The following is a 17632-nucleotide window of genomic DNA, read 5'->3' as shown; positions in this document are numbered from 1 at the left end:
CCTCATTACAGAGGAATAAGTTTTATATATTGTTCCTTTGGAGGGGCTTTTTTACAAAACATTCTGGTAGCTGTTCGAAGCCAATGGCCTCATAGAAAGGGATGGCTGGCTTTTCTGCGATCAAGTTGACGATCGTAGTGGGGTAGAGAAGATGGCATGTCTCGATAAGCAGGCGACCGATTCCCAATCCTCGATAATTGGCGTCAACAATCAGGTCCGCTATGTGCATAATGACCGATTCATCAGTTAAACCTCGTACATAGCCAACTACTCGCGTATCCTTTTCCGCGACGAGTGTAGGGCACGAATGGCGCCACACCTTTTCCGGATTTGGATAGAGAGGCCAGCCTTGAAGTTCTAACAGGTAATTTATCGCTGGCATATCATCCTCTCTCCAGTAGCGAATTTGAAGAGCAGGGGGAAGGTTCAGTGTGCTGAGAACAGTATCAAGCTGTTCCTGCTGTGAAATACCTTCAGTCATGAGAGCGCTTTCCTTTTGCGTGCCTACACGATATGTAACACATATCCCGATGCCTCCCTGGGAGCCATCAGGATATGTGTTAGCATTTTCTTAATATTCTATCACTGCTTTGATAGGCATTCCTGGGCGAAGAGGCGAAGCGAAGCGAGTTGAGCGGAATCTTGCAGGAAGATGATCAACTCCTGGGCGCCAGCCTGCTCAATCTCGACCAGGCGCTTGCGAATGGCATCAGGAGTGCCTACAAGAGCCTGCTCACGTAAACGTCCCGAGGGAATGTTACGTTTGTAGTACTCAGATTTAGCGAGCGCCTCCTCGTCGGTTTCAGCAATGGCACAGTTGAAGAGAACAGTACGGCGAATTTCGTTGTAGTCGCGTCCAACCTCTTCACAGTGATCTTTGATGATCGCGAACTTGCGTGCCACCCCTTCATTATCCAGGTGTCCGATGTTGCAGGCATCGGCGTATTGCGCGACAAGTTTGAGCGTGACCTTTTCGCCTCCGCCGCCGATCAACAAAGGAATATGGGGCTTTTGAGCGCCCTTAGGCTGGTTGATGGCTCCACGCACCTGGTGGAATTTTCCCTCAAATACGGCTTCTTCATCTGTCCACATGCTTTTGATGATGCGCACTGCGTCACGAAGCTGGCGTAGGCGCGTTGGCCCATCAGGGAAGGGATAGCCATAGGCATTGTACTCGTGCTCATACCAGCCCGCGCCAATGCCAAAGTCCAGGCGTCCATGGCTCAGGACATCAACGGTGCTCGCCATCTTCGCCAGGAGGGCGGGATTGCGATAGCTATTGCAGGAGACCATCTGTCCAATGCGGACGCGCTTCGTATCGCGTGCCAGGGCCGCTGTGCTGGTCCAGCATTCAAAGGTTGGCTCTTGCGTTGGGATCGGGACGGTGTGAAAATGATCAAAGAGCCAGATGGAATCAAAGCCTAGCGCCTCGGCCTCCTGGGCGACGCGCGTCATAGTTTCATATGCCTCAACGGGGTCCGCGATACCAACCAGGTCCATGCGCCACCCCTGTGGAACGATTACGCCTACCTTGAGAGCCATACGTCTCCTCCTCTGGAACTAACTATTTGCTGAACGCTTGCATATTCTCCTTCCCCTATCTTATGCTTTTCTCTTGCCCAGCGGCAAATGGAATGGGTCGGTTTTTTTATTTTGCTTTGCCGTACCTGCTTTCGCGCCTGCGACTCTCAAGGGTAGTGTGTATGGGCGTGTGGCATGGGCTTTTGCCCATGCCACACGCCCATACACACTACAAGAGGCGAGCTTGCGGGCCGAGACTGAAGAGGATAGAGGACTTGCGAGAAGCCCTGATGAAATGGCGATTTTTGCTTGCGTCTATAATGGTCTTATGGTAAAATAATCTTATATTTCATTTTCTCGGAGGTGTACATATGGCGCAAGTAATTCTCTTCTCAGTTTCCAGCAGCAAGGTGGCAATCGTTTAACCAATACCTGTTGCGCGCTGAAAAAGCATAGGATCACTTTTGGTCGTGTGTGCATGGCTTCTTCATGAAGCAGCCTCCGCACCCCCCTCTTTTGTGCAGTTATGTTTATGTGCATGGCTGTATCTCCTATGGCTCTCAAACCACAGCGTAGATGTTCTATGGTTCCCACCTCGTTATGCTATAGAGCAGGTTGAATTTGTGGTTTAAGAGGGCGAATTTCACCCTTCCCTGAAGCCAATACTCGTATTCCTTGCAGACAAACACTTGGGGCGAACTATGCCCTCTCCACGGTGTTTTCATACCTGCATCCTGCTGCTGGATACTCCCACCCCTTTTCTTCCTGCCATCCATTATGCCGCAGGACTTCTTATAGGCATACCCACAAGGAGCACGTGTGTACGAGAACAACGATGAGTTCGATTTTGAAGAGAATAGCTCTTCATTCGTCAAGATGAAAAATAAGTATCGCACCAAGCACCAGCCCAAGCCCACGCGTAAGACGAGTTATGAAAGCAATAAAGATGTCCAGCTCTGGCTGAAGGAGCAGGCCGCAGATGCCAGTGCCTCCAAGGAATTTCACCCGACGATGCTCTCTTCGCAGCGCGATGGACCCTGGATTCAATCCTCGCTCTCGCAGTTCTATGAAGAGGACCTGATCTCTGATGTGCTCTATATCGCCAAAAGCGGGAAGGAGGCATCTGTCTTCTGCTGCGTTGCTCACCCTTCCAGTGGATATGATGTGCTGGCGGCGAAGGTGTATCGCCCGCGTATGTTTAGAAGCCTGCGCAATGATGCCGTCTATCGCCAGAGTCGTGTGGTGGTTGATGAGCATAAAAAGGCGATGAGCAATTCCCGGGCTAAGCGAGTCATGTCGCGTAAGAATACAAAGGCGCGTGCCTTGCAGGTCTCTTCATGGATCGGCTATGAGTATGAGACACAGATGCAGCTCTATGAAGCAGGCGTCCATACACCAAAGCCTCTCTCGCACATTGGTAATGCCGTCCTGATGGAGTACCTGGGTGATCGTGAGCGCCAGGCTCCGCTCTTGCGTGAAGTGGCACTGGAACCTGAAGAGGCCAGGCCACTTTTCACACAGATTCTTACCGACATAGAGTTGATGTTTTCATGCAATCGGGTGCATGGCGACCTCTCGGAGTACAACATTCTCTACTGGGAAGGGAAGGTGATCATTATCGATTTTGCCCAGGCCGTTGATCCGCGTCATAGCCCGGCCGTTCTGGAACTGCTGCACCGCGACATTGAGCGCGTATGCACCTTTTTCGCGCCATATGGGATTGAGGCGAACGCGCGAGAGCTTGCGTATGAGATCTGGCTACGCTATATGGGACCGTTGCCTGAGTAGGTGTGCGGCATTTTTTGCGGGGGCATAGAGAATAACCACTCTTTATGCCCCCGCTTGGTTTAGCCTGGAAAAATGGAGAGTGTGAGAGAGAGGTTTCTGGATGAATTGTGGCGCTATGGAGAATATGCTACAATCGAGCGAAAATATGGAAGCATGCCTGGCCTGACCGGCACAAGGACAATAGATAACATGGAGAAACCAGATACTTCTCAACCACCTCTGATTATTCTCAACCCCGCCGCTAACCGTGGAAATATGGTGCTGCATCGCTCCTTGATCGCGAGCTATCGTCAACGGCATGAGCTGGAGTATATCGAAACTCGTCTACCAGGAGAGGCGCAAGAGCTGGCGAAACAGGCGGCGCAATCCGGGCAAGCGGTTGTGGTGGTTGGAGGGGACGGTACGCTCAACGAAGTCGTCAATGGTATTTTATCTTCGAAGAGTCGCGTTGCTCTCGGGATCGTTCCCGCTGGATCAGGAAACGATTATGCCTGCAATACACTTCAACTGCCTCGTGAGCCAGAGGCTGCGCTGGAACGTGCCTTGCATGGAAGCCCGGTTGAGGTTGATGCGGGCATCGTCAATGGCCATTATTTTATCAACGCCTTCAGCGTTGGCCTGGATGCGGATATCGCCGTGGCTGTGGGGCAGCTCAAGAAATATCCCCTGATGAGCGGTGCCCGCCTCTACTATACCGCTGCCTTGAAGCAGCTCCTTCTTGGTTATCGGCACTGTCCCTGGTTGACCTTTAGTATTGATGGGGTAGAGATTGTTCCTGAGAAGCACCAATTTGTCCTGTTAGCGGTCTCCAATGGTCCAGCCTATGGCGCGGGCTTTCGTGTGAATCCACAGGCCGACTACCGCGATGGCTATTTTGATATTTGCGCCATCTCATATACTCCGTTGCTGCGTGCACTCAAGCTGTTACCAGTGCTTCAAAGAGGTGAACATAGCAGTGAGCCAGAAGTCAAATTCTATCGAGCCAAATCGGTGCGAGTGAGTAGTGCGTTGTCAGCCAATATGCAGTGTGATGGCGAGACCCTGCGTGCCTCTATGTTTGAAGCCCAGGTGTTGCCAGGGGCGCTCAGTGTACGCATATAGCTTTTATATCCTCTAGGCCTGGCTGTCTTTGCTTTTTGTGGGAAGCGATGCTGATGGGCAGAGCACGGCCAGGGTACATTGTGTGCAAAGTGGCTTGCGGGCATCACAAATAGCGCGCCCATGAAAGATCAGCAGATGTGAGAGATCCAGCCAGTCCTGCTGAGGAATGATGCGCATAAGCTCTTGCTCTACTTTTACCGGATTGGTCTGCTGTGTCCAGCCCAGGCGGCGCGAGAGGCGACCTACATGTGTATCAACCACAAAGCCATCCACGATCCCAAAGGCATTCCCCAGTACCACATTGGCCGTTTTACGTGCCACCCCCGCTAAGCTCAATAATCCCTCCATAGTGCGGGGTACCTCGCCATGGTACTCGCTTAGAATACGTTGGCAGGCTGAACGAAGATTGCGTGCTTTATTGCGATAAAAGCCTGTTGAGCGAATATCCTGCTCAAGCTCCTCCTGGCTGGCGCTGGCGTAATCCTCAACGCTACGATATTTCTTGAAGAGCCTGGCGGTAACAATGTTGACGCGTTCATCTGTGCATTGAGCGGAGAGCTGCGTTGCAACCATCAGCTCAAGCGGATTAGAAAAATTGAGCGAGCACATCGCCTCTGGATAGAGCCGGCGCAATTCAGCGATAATCGCGTGTACCTGCGTTGGCGAGCCAGGCTCTGGCCCTGCATAAGTTTGGATAACGGTCTGTTCCATAAAACGCATCGTACCTTTTTCTGGCTAGCCCACGTGAGTGTATAGCTTGCTACCCTTTTAATCTTATTGTATCGTGTGGTGCAGGCAAGAGAAGTCAAGCCAACAGTTTAACCAGATTGCTGTAGAGACACAAGTATCTTGTCGATAATAAAGAGAGGTTTCCCACAAAAAAACGGCTTCAACATTGAAGCCGATTATTACAAACATGTTGATGAATTGTCAAGTCCTTACAAGTGCTTTAAGAATGAAGAAAAAGAATCTAAAGACCTTTTCCGTAGTGTTCTCGTTGTGAGCGAAGCAACACCCGCAATGCATCCGCCTGGCCACGGTTCCAGGCGGCAGAGTGGACCTCGCGCCCTACGATAGGTAAAGAACTTTTTTCACGGATCTGTGCAGCGCGCTCACGTTGCATGATTTCATGCACAATCTGGCGGTCGCTGAGTTTCCAACCCTGAAGTTTGGCCTGTTCTGCGAACCACATGACACGCGAGAAGCCAGCATGATATTCCTGCTCTGTTTGTTCATTGCACAAGGGGGTATCTCGCATTATGGTGCCTCTCATTTACAAAAAATATGCAAGATGAATGTAAGAGTTTATGTTTCGATTATGTCAGAAAATCAGGGTGTCTACACATAAACCCGCTTCACAAGCCTTATTAGCAAAGAAGCCTTTGTTTTTGACAGCACTCTTGACAGCAGTGTGACGGATTTATTGCATTTCTTTGCCAATATTTTGCTTACGACTCATGCATACAGCATAGCACAATAGAATGTGCGCTGCCAAGAAAATTTAAAAAGAAGCAGGCGATCACAGTGATTGTCTGCTTCTTTTTTAAAGAAGATTAACAGGGTTTCAGGCCACTCAACATCTCTGCATATCTAGAATGAGACTGCCGATCTGGTTCCTGCTCAAAAGGAAGAGCTTCGTCCCATTCTAGATGTGCAATGGAACCAGTGGCCCGAAGCCCTGACCTGGGTGGCTCCCTTAATGGTTCTTGCCGACAAGAAGCATCTAGCTGGGTTATACAGAGGGCGAAATCCCGGCAACCAGCTTGCCTGCCATGTCCGGGTGCGAAGCTGCAATCGCGTACAGAGGTCACTGGTTCGATTCCTGTCGCAGGGTTCTCGATGCTACTTCCCACACTTTGTCTTTACACCCAGTACGTTGTTCGCAGTAAGGGTAAAGTGTCCATGTTTCACTGAACTCGTATCCTATGATGCCCTGCGTCACCGAGCGATAGGCTACACCACAGTTTGTCAGCGTTCCGCAGGCGACACAAGGAAGTTCTTTATCAAATGTAAGTTCAACACAGATCTCATCCATATCTTCCCCTTTCTTTTGGCCTAAATAGGTAGACAATTCTAGATAGCAGGTTCGAATCCTGCCAGCGGACCTTATAGCTTAACCTCTCTCGGCTCATACTTATACCCATTCGATACCCATTGGTTGCGAATCTCTTCTGCCTTTTGCCGCTGTTCATCAGTGATATTCAATGTCTCAAACCAGATGATAGGTGATGAGCTGTAGGCTTTGGTCAGAGACTCGATACTGCTATGACTCTCACAATCAACCGATCCCACGCCAATCGAGTCGCACTGATCGAGCGCGACTCTGCCAGAGTCAAACTCTATACCATCGACCAGCTTGAGTTCGGTGACGAGTATAAACCGTCTCATGTCCTCACTTCCTTTCTGGTGCCATTATAGGCCAGTTCACAACTCCCCTTGCAAGTTAACACGACGTATATCTTGGAACACCTCATCCCCATACTCGTCAACAAACTCCTCAAAAGGCAGGGCACGAAGCTCCTGACTTAACTTTCGTTGCAGCACTCCTTCAACATCCTCTTGCGTGACAGGAAAATCTAGTTTATTCGCCGCGAACTGATACACATTCACAGGCATCTTTTCAGGGCTTCGGGCCACTGGTTCCATTGCACATCTAGAATGGGACGAAGCTCTTCCTTTTGAGCAGGAACCCAGGGAGTGAAGCTTTTTTGCAATCGGCACGACTAGACTTGGATAAAGTCGTGGCGCTGCCAGACAGAAGGTGGTTGAGAGCAGCGCAGGAGGGCTTCGGCGCTGAGGGGCAGATGGCGTGAACCGCTGCGTCTTACTCTAAATGTCTCGACACGAAAAAAAGCTTGACTCCCTGGAACCAGATCGGCAGTCTCATTCTAGATATGCAGAGATGTTGAGTGGCCTGAAACCCTGATTAACTATGCCCAAAGATCTGGTCTATCTCATTGGCGGCACTTTGTTTCATTTCTGGAGTTACCCAGGCGTAGAGATCCATTGTCGTGCTGATTTTACTGTGCCCGAGCAGGCCCTGAATGGTTTTCATTGGCACACCTGCCGCTAGTAAAGCGGTCGAGACATTGTGGCGAAGGTCATGGGGATGTAAATGAGGAAGGTTATGGTCTTGGCAAAACTTGCGAAACTTCTTTGAGATCGAATTACGCCAGGTGTGCTTTCCGCAGTAACTCGTGAATACCAGGTCGTGATCTTCCCATTCAGGAATTAGGAGCCGTAGTTTCAGTTGGTTAATACGATGTGCAGAGAGCGTTGTGAGCGCGAGCTGTGGGAGTGTAATCTCGCGCTTGCTACTCTCAGACTTTGGATCTGCTTCATACTGTACATGCTGCTCTTTATCGTAGCTCAGTGTCCTATCGACAGTGACAACCCGTTTTTCCATATCAATGTCTCGCCAATGCAGTGAGAGCGCCTCTCCGATGCGTAACCCTGTTGTAAGCAGAAGCAGGAGAACCGCGCCCAGTTGCCAATCATTGGCATCAGAGAGCAGATCCTGGCAGGCATCAATCAGTTGCCGCGCCTGATCTGCTGTTAAGATCGTCTGCTTGCGTTTCTCTTTTCGTGGTGACTTTATGTGGTCACAGGGATTTTTGGCGAGCTTGCCGATTTCCACGGCATAACTGAAGGCAGCATGTAGCACTGTACAAATGGTGTTGACGGAGGACGCTTTTTTCCCTTTTACAGTAAACTACTACCAAGCCTTCTCGACACAAGGGCACAGCAAGCGGTACACTTGCTGGTATGGATGCTCGAATCTGGAAGGCGAAAGACTCTCTTTCCCACGTGGCTTGACCAATTAAGGAAGATCGCTCTTCGCCTTCCTGGGTTCCTGGAAAACGAATCATTGGAGAGTCGCGCCGTGAGCGCCGCAGTAAAAGGACCCTCTCGCCTCACCAGGAACCGTTGTTTCAGCAGGAGGACCTGCTTATGTGGTTTGCAGGAATCGATTGGGCAGACACCCATCACGACATTCTCGTCCTCGATGAACGAGGGCAAAAACTCGCCTCGTTTCGGGTCATGCACACCTCGAAAGGCCTCGACGAGCTGGCCAGCCGTCTGACAGCCATTTGTGGTCCAGAGCACAAGGCAGAACTGGCCTGCATTGTCGAGACCACTCGGGGGTTGTTGATTACCCACTTGTTGGAAGCAGGTTTTGCTGTCTATCCGGTCAATCCCAAGACGGTGGATCGTAAACGTTCGGCATCGGGAGCCAAAACGGACCAGATCGATGCGTATCTGCTGGCGAAACACGGGCGGTCGGAAATTGCTGATCTGCGGCGACTGGAACCCGATAGCCCGCTGATTGCCGAACTGAAAGCCCTGACACGCGATCAAGATGGCTTGATCCAGATGCAAACCCGCCTGGTCAATCAACTGACCGCCTGTCTCAAAGCGTACTATCCAGTTGCGCTTACTCTGTTTACCAAGGTGCAGCAACCTTCGACCTTGCACTTCTTGCTCGCCTATCCGACCCCGCAGGAGGCGATGAACGCTTCGTGTGAAGAGATTGCTGAGCTGTTGAAAAGCACTGGGTATCCAACGCCAAAGAAGACTGCGGCCTCGATTGTGCACCAGGTGCATCAGCCCCCGTTGACTGCCGATGAAGTGACGTGCAGGACCAAATCGCGTTTGTTGATTGCTCTGATCCGTCAATTGCAGCCCGTGATGGAAGAGATTGCCGCCTATGATCAGGAGATTGAGCGCCTTTTTTTGATGCATGCTGACAGTCATCTCTTTCGCACGCTGCCTCGTGCAGGCAAGCGGATTGCCCCACGACTGTTGGCTGAAATTGGGGATGACCGCTCGCGCTATCAGGATACTGCCAGTTTGCAAGCCTTGGCTGGCACCTCGCCAGTGCCTTATGAAAGTGGCAACTATGCCAAACCGCATCGGCGCTATGCCTGCATCAAACCGTTGCGCAACGTGCTGCAGCAGTTTGCCTGGCAAAGCATCCAGACCGAAGCATGGGCCAGCGAGTACTATGAGCGCAAACGTCGGGAAGGCAAAAGCCACACCGTCGCTGTCCGTGCGCTGGCTAATGTCTGGGTACGCATTCTCTTTGCGCTGTGGCTTAAAGGAGAACACTACCAGTCTGCGATCTTTGAACAAGCCAGACACATGCATGCGCCTCGTGCAGCGTGAGTGCTCAACCAACCACAGATGAGCGAAGCGCTCCTTCTCCCAGGCAAAACAGGCGCCTGTTTTTTGCCTTTCAACTCGGCATGCCTTTTTTTGACCACGCAAGCTCAGGTGTGTCAAGGAAAGCGCAGCGGCTTGACACGCCTGAGCGGCGTGGTACACTCCTTCATGCCGTGTTGAAAGCATCGTTTTTCCTCCTGTTCTCAATTTTTGCCTTGTTTCAAATTGACCGTTTTTTGACTTGACATAGAGAGTCTTCCTTGAGCAGTGCGTCACACATGCGCTGAACATCCTGCGTAGTAACTTTCTGCAAAGGGATATGTCCAAGGTGTGGAATAAAATGAACACGGATATGCCCACGGTAGGATTGAGCAGTGGTAAGTTTGGTCGTGTGCCCATGAACAGAAATCCAATACTCCAAGAACTCACCCGTTTTCATTTTAGAGATATCAACGTACTCATCACGTGCCAGTTTTGCGAGCGCCTCATCTCTCTTCTTTCTAGCCTCTGTTTTGGTTTTCCCATAGAAGCTCTTGCGCTTCCCTGTCCCACCGAAATTGGGAACAACTGCTTCGTAACGGCCGTCTTTGCGCTCGAAGACACTCCCCTCGCCATAGTGCGGTTTTCTTCCCATCGTCATACCTCTATTCACATACACAAAATTTCCCGCCCATGCACTCGGGCCACAGGCGGGAATGTTTCTCTTGAATGGCTTACTGCGCTACAGGGACCTGTGATTCACTGAGCCAGGCATCGATCTCTATTGGGTTAAACCGGATAGATCCGCCAATTTTATAATGAGGGATAGATCGTTCTGCTACCATTGCGTATATTTGACTCCGCGACAAACCAAGTTTGGCAGCTACCTGAGGTGCCGTCAAATACGACACTGATGGTTGCTCCTGTGTTACTACTTTCCTGTTTGTTCTAGACATGACTGATAATCTCCTGGTGGGTTTCAAGGGCGCGCTTCCAATGGTTGATAGCATATTGCTAGCTTCAGGGCTTTTAGACATAAACAGATTCCTTTCTTCTTTGGTTTTGGTATGTTTTTTCTTTTTAAAGAGGGCTTGTGGAGCTAAATCTCTATGAGAGCCGCAAGAGGCTCCTGTTTGAAGGTAGATTAGTAAAGATACCGCCTGCCTTCAAATAGAAGCCTCTGTGAGTGTTCTGGGCACACGTTTTTGCTTACTTACTCCTGCTTGCCTTCATCGTCGAGAGAATCGAGCAATTTTCTTATCAGACCGAGCGTAAGACCCCTGCCTTCAGGCATGGGGATACAAGCGAGTCCTTTTCTGGTGGAGAGGGTTGTGGGGGATACACCCGTATTGACATACTCACTCTTCCCCGATAGACTAGAACAAGTGTTTTTGTGCATACACAAGTGAAAAGTGTTTCCTGGGTTCGTAGGGAAATTCGCGTCCTATGGTAAAAATGCTTGCGCACAAGTGTTCCTGTACCTCTCGAAAGGTCTTTAAGAGCTCACAAGCCGCATGCGCACACAAGAGAGCAAATACGTTTTGGCTCGGACGGAGCCATCAGGAAGCTTCGGCTTGCTGAGAAGCCCCCGGCTTTCGCCGTGGGGAGTCGTCACAGCATCTTCATATTGATCAGGAGTCATGGACCCCGGTTTGAAAACTGGGGCTTGCAAGAAGTTTGAACGCTTCTTGTACCCCCAACGGTTGGCAAGCTGAAACATGACCAGATCCAGCCACCGCTCTTCTTCGGAGGAGCGATGGGGCTACGTTATCAGGAAGTGTCAACGTTCGTACCGGAGGATGCGCGGCCAGTCTTCCGCTCTACAACCAGCAGGTTAAACAGACCGTGGGTATAGTCAGTGCTTGCTGGATGTACCGCCTGATAACCTCATCGAGGCCACCATCACCCGAGCAATCGGAGGCTCTGAAAGGAGCAAGCACATGAGCCACGTTTTTGTCATCGATGCCAACAAGCAACCGCTCAATCCGGTCCATCCTGCAAGGGCACGCGTATTGCTCTCGCAAGGGAAGGCGGCAGTACTGAAACGCTTCCCTTTTACCATCATCCTCAACGTTGCGATAGATGCTCCAGTCGTTGAAGAACTGCGGATCAAGATTGACCCAGGCTCAAAGACCACAGGCATAGCTCTCGTCAACGACCAGTCGGGTGAAGTCGTCTTTGCGGCTGAACTCCATCATCGTGGAGCAAAGATCAAAGAGGCGCTCGATGATCGAAGAGCCGTCAGACATTCACGACGCCGACGCCATACACGCTACAGAAAAGCGAGATGGCAGAATCGGAGGCGACGCGAGGGCTGGTTGCCGCCATCGCTTACTAGCAGGATCAGCAATGTACTGACCTGGGTGAAGCGTCTGCGCAACCTTTGCCCGATCACAGCAATGAGCATGGAGCTCGTGAAGTTTGATATGCAAGCGATGGAGAACCCCGATATCCAGGGATGGGAGTATCAACAAGGCACACTGGCAGGCTATGAACTCCGTGAGTACCTGCTAGAGAAGTGGAACCGAATGTGCGCGTATTGCGGCAAGGGCAATGTCCCTTTGCAAGTGGAGCACATTGTGCCTCGTGCCAACAAGGGCACGCATCGCGTCAGTAACTTGACGCTCGCATGCGAGAAGTGTAACCAGGCCAAGGGAACCCAGGACATCAAAGACTTTCTCAAGAAGAAACCAGCGATGCTCAAGCACATTCTTGCTCAGGCAAAAGCCCCGCTCAACGATGCCGCAGCGGTCAATGCCACCCGTTGGGAGTTGTTCAGAGGGCTACAAGCGTTAGGGCTGCCAATCGAATGTGGTTCTGGCGGGTTAACGAAGTACAACAGGACGACACGTGAGCTTCCAAAAACGCACTGGATAGACGCGGCGTGTGTCGGTCAGAGCACTCCTGAGTACCTGAACACCACAGGGATCTCTTCCTTGCTGATCACGGCGACGGGCTATGGCAAGAGACAACTGTGTGGCGTAGATAAGCATGGTTTTCCTCAGCGCCATCGACAACGCAAAAAGGTGCATCATGGGTATCAGATGGGCGATCTGGTGCGAGCGGTAGTACCAGAGGGATTTGCGGCAGCGGGGAGACATGTGGGGCGCGTCTTAGCACGAGCAACGGGATCGTTTGATCTGAGAACCGCACGTGGGCGCATAGAAGGAGTCCCTGTGCGCTATTGTCGTCCTCTTCATCGCAATGATGGATATAGCTACCACAGCACGAGAGGCGGCAATTCCTCCCCGCTCTAAAGAGGCGGGGCTTCCTTGCCGCTTCTCTGTGATTGAGGTGAAGGCTACCGTAACAGTGTCGAGCCATTTAACTCCCAGCATTGCTTGCACTACTCTTGTCTCTACTCCCAACATGAGAAGTAAGGAGATGGTCGTATGGCGCACCGCATGAAATGGGATGGAAGGAAGGTTTGCATCCTTCAGGGCCTTCGAAAACTGGCGCCTCAGACGGAAAGGCGAGAGGTAGTTTCCTCTCTCGTTGGGAAAGATGAGATGCTTTTCTGCCCACTTCTTGCCAGCTCGCTGACGTTCCTCATGTTGTGCCTGGTGATGTTGCTGAAGTTGTTGTACGAGCACGGCAGGAAGTTTGATTGAGCGTTGCTGTGGAGGCTGGATCTCTCTTTCTAGGAAGTCGCTTTTAGGGAAGAGCGATACAGTGCGCTGGATTGAGAGTACCCTGTTTTCCATATCCAGATCCTGCCAGCGAAGGCTGAGCAGCTCTCCCTGCCGGAGACCGGTGCAGAGTGCGGTCAGAAACAGCAGGCCGATACCGTTCTTTTCCGTGGACTCCTTCAAGAGGAGAATCTGGTCTCTTGTAAGCACCTTCACCAGACTTAGCGTTTGTGAGCGAGCTTCTTTCTTCTCGGGATCCGTCATTCTCTTTTCCTCTCGTTCTTTTTGAAGCTGAGAGCCACATACAAGATCATTTCGTACGTGGCTCTCAGCTTCTTTTTTCAATTTTGGACGGCATTCATGTTGTTTTTAAAAAGGATGCTCGCCAGTATCGAAGGACTGATCCTCGCTATTGTCTGCTCCAGGTGCAGGAGTAGATGTGTTACATGAGGTGACCGCATTCGCCATGGCTTGCAACGTATGCAATTGTCCCCTGGCTCGATCTACCCCTGTTTGATGGGGTCGTTCAGGGAGCGGGTGCCCTATGCGTGTGCAGGCCTCCGCCAGTTTGATATAGCTGTTTCCCAGGAAATGACCCAGGTGAAGCTGAAGATCCTCGCCGATGAAGTTTATGCGGGGGAGCTGATCGCGAAGAGCAGTCTCATTGAGCTTCTCCCGGTCAAAATCCTGGGCAAAGCTCAGAATGTAACGGCCTTCAAGACTCTCCGCAATCCGTGGCCAGGCCTCGCGAATAGAGAGAGCCTGCTCCAGGTCCTCATTGCGCAATCCATTGATCTCGCTCAGACGTGGGGTAAGGGGATACTTTGGCTTGATCAGGATGTCATCAATGAGCGTCCCTGTAGGGCTCAGGAGCGTCACGCGGACGATCTCAGCGTCTTCGGAGAGGCCCGTGGTATCAATCTCCAAGAGGGCCATATTGGGCAGGGCAAGCACTGCATTCGCCCAGAGAACTTCTCGCTCTGGCGGAAGCGACGGGAGAGACTGAACGGTTCGCCGCAGGGTTTGTAGCTGCTCCTCGATGTATTGCAACCCTTCGTAGAGGTGTGCTCGATGTTGTACGCGCTCGATCAAGTCCTGATAGCTTTGTACAGGGCCTTTGGCACGCTCATCGGCAACGCCGGTCCCCAGGGTCACAACAATGGCATCCAAACTTTTAGACATTGACAGGTTCCTTTCTGGTCGAAGACCATAAGACTTGTGAAGAAACAAAGGAAAAACGTGAAGACACGTTCTTTCCAAAACTTTTAGACCATAACCAACGCCGCATACGAGGGGGTATAGACGCTTCAAGAGGCGTAGCTGATAAATGGCGTGAAATGTGGGCAGCTTTTGATGAGGTGAAACGTGGAAAATCGGCGTCAATCATGGGAATCGACGATTCCATGCCTGAGAAATCCGCTCCCCAGGTCGCTTCTTCCATCGACACCTTGTCCGTTAGGGACGTCGCGCGCAATTGGCTGGAACTCGACCGCAAGAGTCGTTCTGGATGTTTCTCGCGTCTGCCTTTATCGTCATACCCAGGCCCGTGAGAAGGAACAGACGACCACCAACGCGAAGCCACCACTGACGCCCGCAAGAACGGTTTTCTCTAAGAGAAGGAGCAAAAGGAGCAGCGTTCTCAGCCTGGTTCCTCACGTTTCGAGGATGCTCTGCTTCTTGAGCGTTCTGCGAGGCTGCTTGAGTGTCTCTCGTTGTTGCTCATTTTAGTGTTCCTTCCAGGCCTGGTACGGGAGTCCAGTCCAGCTTGCTTGTTTCTCGAAGATAGCACATACTAGACGTGCTCTCGATTCGAGCAGGAATGCGTCTTTGTTCTCAGGGATGGGGTACGTGAAAGGGAGAGGTACCACCGTATGTCCAATGCAAAGCAGACCAAGCGTGTCACTCCTGGGTCGCGTGAGACGCTCCTCCACATGCTTGAGATCCTTCCTGATGCCGTATTTGTCGTCGATGACACTGAGACCATTGTCTATGCCAATGCGAGCGCCCAGACGCTCACCGGAACCACGCGAGAGGAGGTCTGTGGCACGTCCTTGTGGTGCAGCGCGCCCCACCTGGTCAGCCCGTCGCTCTACCAGGCGGTTCACAAGGCCAAACAGACCCGAGAACCAACCGAAGTGGCGTATGTGTCTCCCGCCACCAACCGCTGGCTGCACGTCTCGCTCTCTTCGACTGACGAAGGCCTCGCGCTCTTTTTCCAGGAACAGTTGGAACCATTGCCCCTCCAGCATGCCTTGAGCCAGGACGAACACATGTACCGTGATCTTCTGGAGGGCTTCTCTGATGGAGTCATGATCGTGACTCCCGACGGGCTGGTCCTCGACATCAATCAGCGTCCCCTGGCCGATGCCCACCTGCGGCGGGAGGAGGTGGTGGGCACACCGGTGACCGACCTGCCTGCGTGGTCCTCTGACCCGGTGGTCCAAGAGCACTTGAGCGCAGCCATTGCGAGAGCCAGCCGGGGAGAAACCGTGCTCTTTGAGGCCAAAATCCATCCCCGACCCGACTTGTCTCTGGACATTTTGATGACGATTACCTCCCATCGTGATGCCAGCCAGCAGGTCGAATATCTCATCTGTGCAGGTCGGGATATCACCGAACGCAAGCACGCCGAAGAAGAACTGCGTGTCCTGATCGATGCCATCCCCCAACTCGTCTGGATGGCACGCCCCGATGGCTCGCGTGACTACTGTAACCGACGCTGGTGTGACTATACCGATATGACCTCTGAACAATACCAAGGGGATGGCTGGCTCCAGGCCATCCACCCCGACGACCAACAACGCGTCCTGGAAGTGTGGCAGCATTCCGTCCAAACCGGCAGGCCCTATGAAACAGAACTGCGCCTGCGCCAGGGCACGACCGGAGCCTATCGCTGGTTCCTTGTCCGAGCAATGCAGCACAAAGATGATCAGGGGACGACCCTCAAGTGGTTTGGGACCTGTACCGACATCGACGATCAGAAACAGGCTGAGCAGCGGCTCAAAGCCAGCGAGGAGAACTGGCGGGTGCTGGCCGAAACGGTGCCCCAGCTCGTGTGGACCACGCGACCAGATGGCCGTGTTGACTACTGTAATCAGCGCTTTTGTGAGTATATGCATGCCGCTTTTGAGCAACTCCAAGGCTATGGATGGCGTCAGTTCTTGCATCCTGAGGATGTTGAACGTGTGGTGGCTCTTCGGCATCATACCCTCGAAACAGGTGAACCCTTTGAGAGCGAACATCGTTTCAGAAATGGTCGAACGGGAGCCTATCACTGGTTCTTAGCCCGCGGCATGCCGGTGCGCAATGAAGCAGGCCAGATCGTCAAGTGGTTTGGGACCTGTACCGACATCGACGACCAGAAGCGCATCGAGGAAGCTTTGCGCCAGAGTCAGAAGCGTATCCGTGCCCTCATCGATTCCAATATTATCGGGATTGTTTCTGTCGAAGGGGAGGAGGACGTGCTGGTGGAAGCGAATAATGCGTATCTTCACATGACCGGCTATACCCAGGAGGATGTGCGCAGCAGAACACTGAACGTGGAGCGGACCACTCCCTCAGAACAGGCACATCTCTTCCACCACGCGCTCCAGGAGTTAGCCGCACGCGGGCAGCATACGCCCTTTGAAACAGAACTGGTGTGTAAAGATGGCAGTCGCCTGCCGGTGTTGGTGGGAGGCGTCATCTTCCAGGAGTGTCCACGCCAGATCATCGGCTTTGTGCTGGATAATTCGGCCCGCAAGGAACTGGAACAACGCAAAGATGACTTTATCAGCATGGCCAGCCATGAACTGAGGAGCCCGCTCACAGCCATGAAACTGCAGACCACCTTGCTGCACAGGCAACTGGCCAAGCAAGGCATTCCGGCTTCTGCTCCGGCTCTTTCCAGCATGGAGACCCAGATCAACAAAGTCAGTCGGCTGGTGGAAGAGTTGTTGGATGTCTCCAAGATTCAGGCAGGCAGACTGGAGTATCGGCAGGAAACGGTGGATCTCGACGCATTGCTGTGGGAGATCGCCGACACCATGCAGCAAACGCATCCCAGCTATCGCATCCTGGTGCATGGCGCGGTGCGGGCCAGCCTGATGGCGGATCGCGACCGGCTGGGGCAGGTCTTCACCAACCTGCTCAGCAATGCCGTCAAGTATTCTCCCGATGCCCAGACCGTCGAGATGGACCTGAGCACCTCCCAAGAGACGGTCACGATCCGTGTGCACGATCATGGCCTGGGCATCCCGCGAGAGCAGCGAGAGAAAATCTTTGACCGGTTCTATCGGGCCACGGGTCCCAGTCAGAAGGCGATCCCCGGCCTGGGCATGGGGCTCTACATTGTGGCGGAGATCGTCAAGCATCATGGGGGAACCATTATGGTGGAGAGCACCGTCGGGAAAGGGTCGACCTTTACGGTGACCATTCCCCGTAACAGGGATAGCTGAGCAGGGAAGGCACAC

At 52.3% G+C, this 17632-nt stretch carries 16 protein-coding genes and 1 pseudogene; 5 read left to right on the top strand and 12 right to left on the bottom strand.

The genetic code is table 11. From position 1 onward, the window contains the following. Window positions 1–22 precede the first annotated feature (22 nt). Window positions 23–481, bottom strand: a complete 459-nt coding sequence (locus tag KRAC_RS05095; protein WP_007904997.1) for a GNAT family N-acetyltransferase — start codon at window positions 479–481, stop codon at window positions 23–25. A 101-nt stretch (window positions 482–582) separates the two neighbouring features. Further along, window positions 583–1542 carry an LLM class F420-dependent oxidoreductase gene (locus KRAC_RS05090; RefSeq protein ID WP_007904996.1) on the bottom strand — a complete coding sequence of 320 codons (960 nt, stop codon included), beginning with the start codon at window positions 1540–1542 and terminating at the stop codon, window positions 583–585. A 798-nt stretch (window positions 1543–2340) separates the two neighbouring features. Here KRAC_RS05090 and KRAC_RS60820 point away from each other — a divergent pair. Both KRAC_RS60820 and KRAC_RS05075 read left to right on the top strand, forming a co-directional pair. After that, the gene (locus KRAC_RS60820) at window positions 2341–3309 is read left to right on the top strand and encodes an RIO1 family regulatory kinase/ATPase domain-containing protein (RefSeq protein WP_007904993.1); all 969 of its coding nucleotides are present in this window, start codon (window positions 2341–2343) and stop codon (window positions 3307–3309) included. An 81-nt stretch (window positions 3310–3390) separates the two neighbouring features. Then, window positions 3391–4410: a diacylglycerol/lipid kinase family protein gene (locus KRAC_RS05075; protein ID WP_244421965.1), complete on the top strand. Its 1020-nt coding sequence runs from the start codon at window positions 3391–3393 to the stop codon at window positions 4408–4410. Window positions 4411–4422: 12 nt separating this feature from the next. On the opposite strand, the gene nth is transcribed toward KRAC_RS05075, so the two are convergent. The 5 genes from nth to KRAC_RS05045 all read right to left on the bottom strand — a co-directional run bounded on the left by nth (window position 4423) and on the right by KRAC_RS05045 (window position 8047). Beyond that, window positions 4423–5121 (bottom strand): endonuclease III, encoded by a 699-nt coding sequence (nth, locus tag KRAC_RS05070; protein ID WP_007904991.1) that lies wholly within the window; start codon window positions 5119–5121, stop codon window positions 4423–4425. Window positions 5122–5380: 259 nt separating this feature from the next. Beyond that, window positions 5381–5668, bottom strand: a complete 288-nt coding sequence (locus KRAC_RS05065; protein ID WP_007904990.1) for a hypothetical protein — start codon at window positions 5666–5668, stop codon at window positions 5381–5383. A gap of 848 nt (window positions 5669–6516) precedes the next feature. Further along, window positions 6517–6798, bottom strand: a complete 282-nt coding sequence (locus KRAC_RS05055) for a hypothetical protein (RefSeq protein ID WP_007904988.1) — start codon at window positions 6796–6798, stop codon at window positions 6517–6519. 36 nt (window positions 6799–6834) lie between these two features. After that, complete coding sequence (locus tag KRAC_RS05050; protein ID WP_211221243.1) at window positions 6835–7020, bottom strand: hypothetical protein; 186 nt, start codon at window positions 7018–7020, stop codon at window positions 6835–6837. Between the two features lie 316 nt (window positions 7021–7336). Further along, entirely contained in the window at window positions 7337–8047 is a 711-nt protein-coding gene (locus KRAC_RS05045; protein ID WP_157506311.1) for a site-specific integrase, read from the bottom strand. A gap of 314 nt (window positions 8048–8361) precedes the next feature. Here KRAC_RS05045 and KRAC_RS05040 point away from each other — a divergent pair, with 314 nt between their 5' ends. Beyond that, on the top strand, window positions 8362–9576 hold the full coding sequence (locus KRAC_RS05040) for an IS110 family RNA-guided transposase (protein ID WP_007904986.1): 1215 nt from the start codon (window positions 8362–8364) through the stop codon (window positions 9574–9576). 217 nt (window positions 9577–9793) lie between these two features. Here KRAC_RS05040 and KRAC_RS05035 read toward each other — a convergent pair whose 3' ends face one another. Continuing rightward, window positions 9794–10207 carry a tyrosine-type recombinase/integrase gene (locus KRAC_RS05035; RefSeq protein ID WP_040441915.1) on the bottom strand — a complete coding sequence of 138 codons (414 nt, stop codon included), beginning with the start codon at window positions 10205–10207 and terminating at the stop codon, window positions 9794–9796. A 79-nt stretch (window positions 10208–10286) separates the two neighbouring features. Beyond that, window positions 10287–10508, bottom strand: coding sequence for a helix-turn-helix domain-containing protein (locus tag KRAC_RS78105; RefSeq protein ID WP_007904985.1), 222 nt, complete (start codon window positions 10506–10508; stop codon window positions 10287–10289). A 984-nt stretch (window positions 10509–11492) separates the two neighbouring features. Here KRAC_RS78105 and iscB point away from each other — a divergent pair. Continuing rightward, on the top strand, window positions 11493–12809 hold the full coding sequence (iscB, locus tag KRAC_RS05025) for an RNA-guided endonuclease IscB (protein ID WP_007904983.1): 1317 nt from the start codon (window positions 11493–11495) through the stop codon (window positions 12807–12809). Between the two features lie 57 nt (window positions 12810–12866). Here the strand turns inward: iscB and KRAC_RS79280 are convergent. From KRAC_RS79280 to KRAC_RS74405, 3 genes and pseudogenes are all read right to left on the bottom strand, one after another. Then, window positions 12867–13445 (bottom strand): annotated as a pseudogene (locus KRAC_RS79280) (tyrosine-type recombinase/integrase); the annotation flags it as partial. 105 nt (window positions 13446–13550) lie between these two features. Continuing rightward, window positions 13551–14363: a 3'-5' exonuclease gene (locus KRAC_RS05015; protein WP_007904982.1), complete on the bottom strand. Its 813-nt coding sequence runs from the start codon at window positions 14361–14363 to the stop codon at window positions 13551–13553. Continuing rightward, on the bottom strand, window positions 14356–14622 hold the full coding sequence (locus KRAC_RS74405) for a hypothetical protein (RefSeq protein WP_157506310.1): 267 nt from the start codon (window positions 14620–14622) through the stop codon (window positions 14356–14358). The genes KRAC_RS05015 and KRAC_RS74405 overlap by 8 nt, the downstream gene beginning before the upstream one ends. A gap of 430 nt (window positions 14623–15052) precedes the next feature. Here KRAC_RS74405 and KRAC_RS05010 point away from each other — a divergent pair, with 430 nt between their 5' ends. Further along, window positions 15053–17617, top strand: a complete 2565-nt coding sequence (locus KRAC_RS05010) for a PAS domain S-box protein (RefSeq protein WP_007904981.1) — start codon at window positions 15053–15055, stop codon at window positions 17615–17617. Window positions 17618–17632 lie beyond the last annotated feature (15 nt).

The sequence above is a fragment of the Ktedonobacter racemifer DSM 44963 genome, from assembly GCF_000178855.1.
Lineage (GTDB): Bacteria > Chloroflexota > Ktedonobacteria > Ktedonobacterales > Ktedonobacteraceae > Ktedonobacter > Ktedonobacter racemifer.
Note: the sequence above shows the minus strand (reverse complement) of the source record. Positions and strands in the feature narration are given on the sequence as shown.

Bases quoted from the DNA above. Each gene is read 5' to 3' on its own strand.
- KRAC_RS05095 (WP_007904997.1), bottom strand. From the start codon at position 481: ATGACTGAAGGTATTTCACAGCAGGAACAGCTTGATACTGTTCTCAGC.
- KRAC_RS05090 (WP_007904996.1), bottom strand. From the start codon at position 1,542: ATGGCTCTCAAGGTAGGCGTAATCGTTCCACAGGGGTGGCGCATGGAC.
- nth (WP_007904991.1), bottom strand. From the start codon at position 5,121: ATGGAACAGACCGTTATCCAAACTTATGCAGGGCCAGAGCCTGGCTCG.
- KRAC_RS05065 (WP_007904990.1), bottom strand. From the start codon at position 5,668: ATGCGAGATACCCCCTTGTGCAATGAACAAACAGAGCAGGAATATCAT.
- KRAC_RS05055 (WP_007904988.1), bottom strand. From the start codon at position 6,798: ATGAGACGGTTTATACTCGTCACCGAACTCAAGCTGGTCGATGGTATA.
- KRAC_RS05040 (WP_007904986.1), top strand. From the start codon at position 8,362: ATGTGGTTTGCAGGAATCGATTGGGCAGACACCCATCACGACATTCTC.
- KRAC_RS05035 (WP_040441915.1), bottom strand. From the start codon at position 10,207: ATGGGAAGAAAACCGCACTATGGCGAGGGGAGTGTCTTCGAGCGCAAA.
- KRAC_RS78105 (WP_007904985.1), bottom strand. From the start codon at position 10,508: ATGTCTAGAACAAACAGGAAAGTAGTAACACAGGAGCAACCATCAGTG.
- iscB (WP_007904983.1), top strand. From the start codon at position 11,493: ATGAGCCACGTTTTTGTCATCGATGCCAACAAGCAACCGCTCAATCCG.
- KRAC_RS05015 (WP_007904982.1), bottom strand. From the start codon at position 14,363: ATGTCTAAAAGTTTGGATGCCATTGTTGTGACCCTGGGGACCGGCGTT.
- KRAC_RS74405 (WP_157506310.1), bottom strand. From the start codon at position 14,622: ATGGAAGAAGCGACCTGGGGAGCGGATTTCTCAGGCATGGAATCGTCG.
- KRAC_RS05010 (WP_007904981.1), top strand. From the start codon at position 15,053: ATGTCCAATGCAAAGCAGACCAAGCGTGTCACTCCTGGGTCGCGTGAG.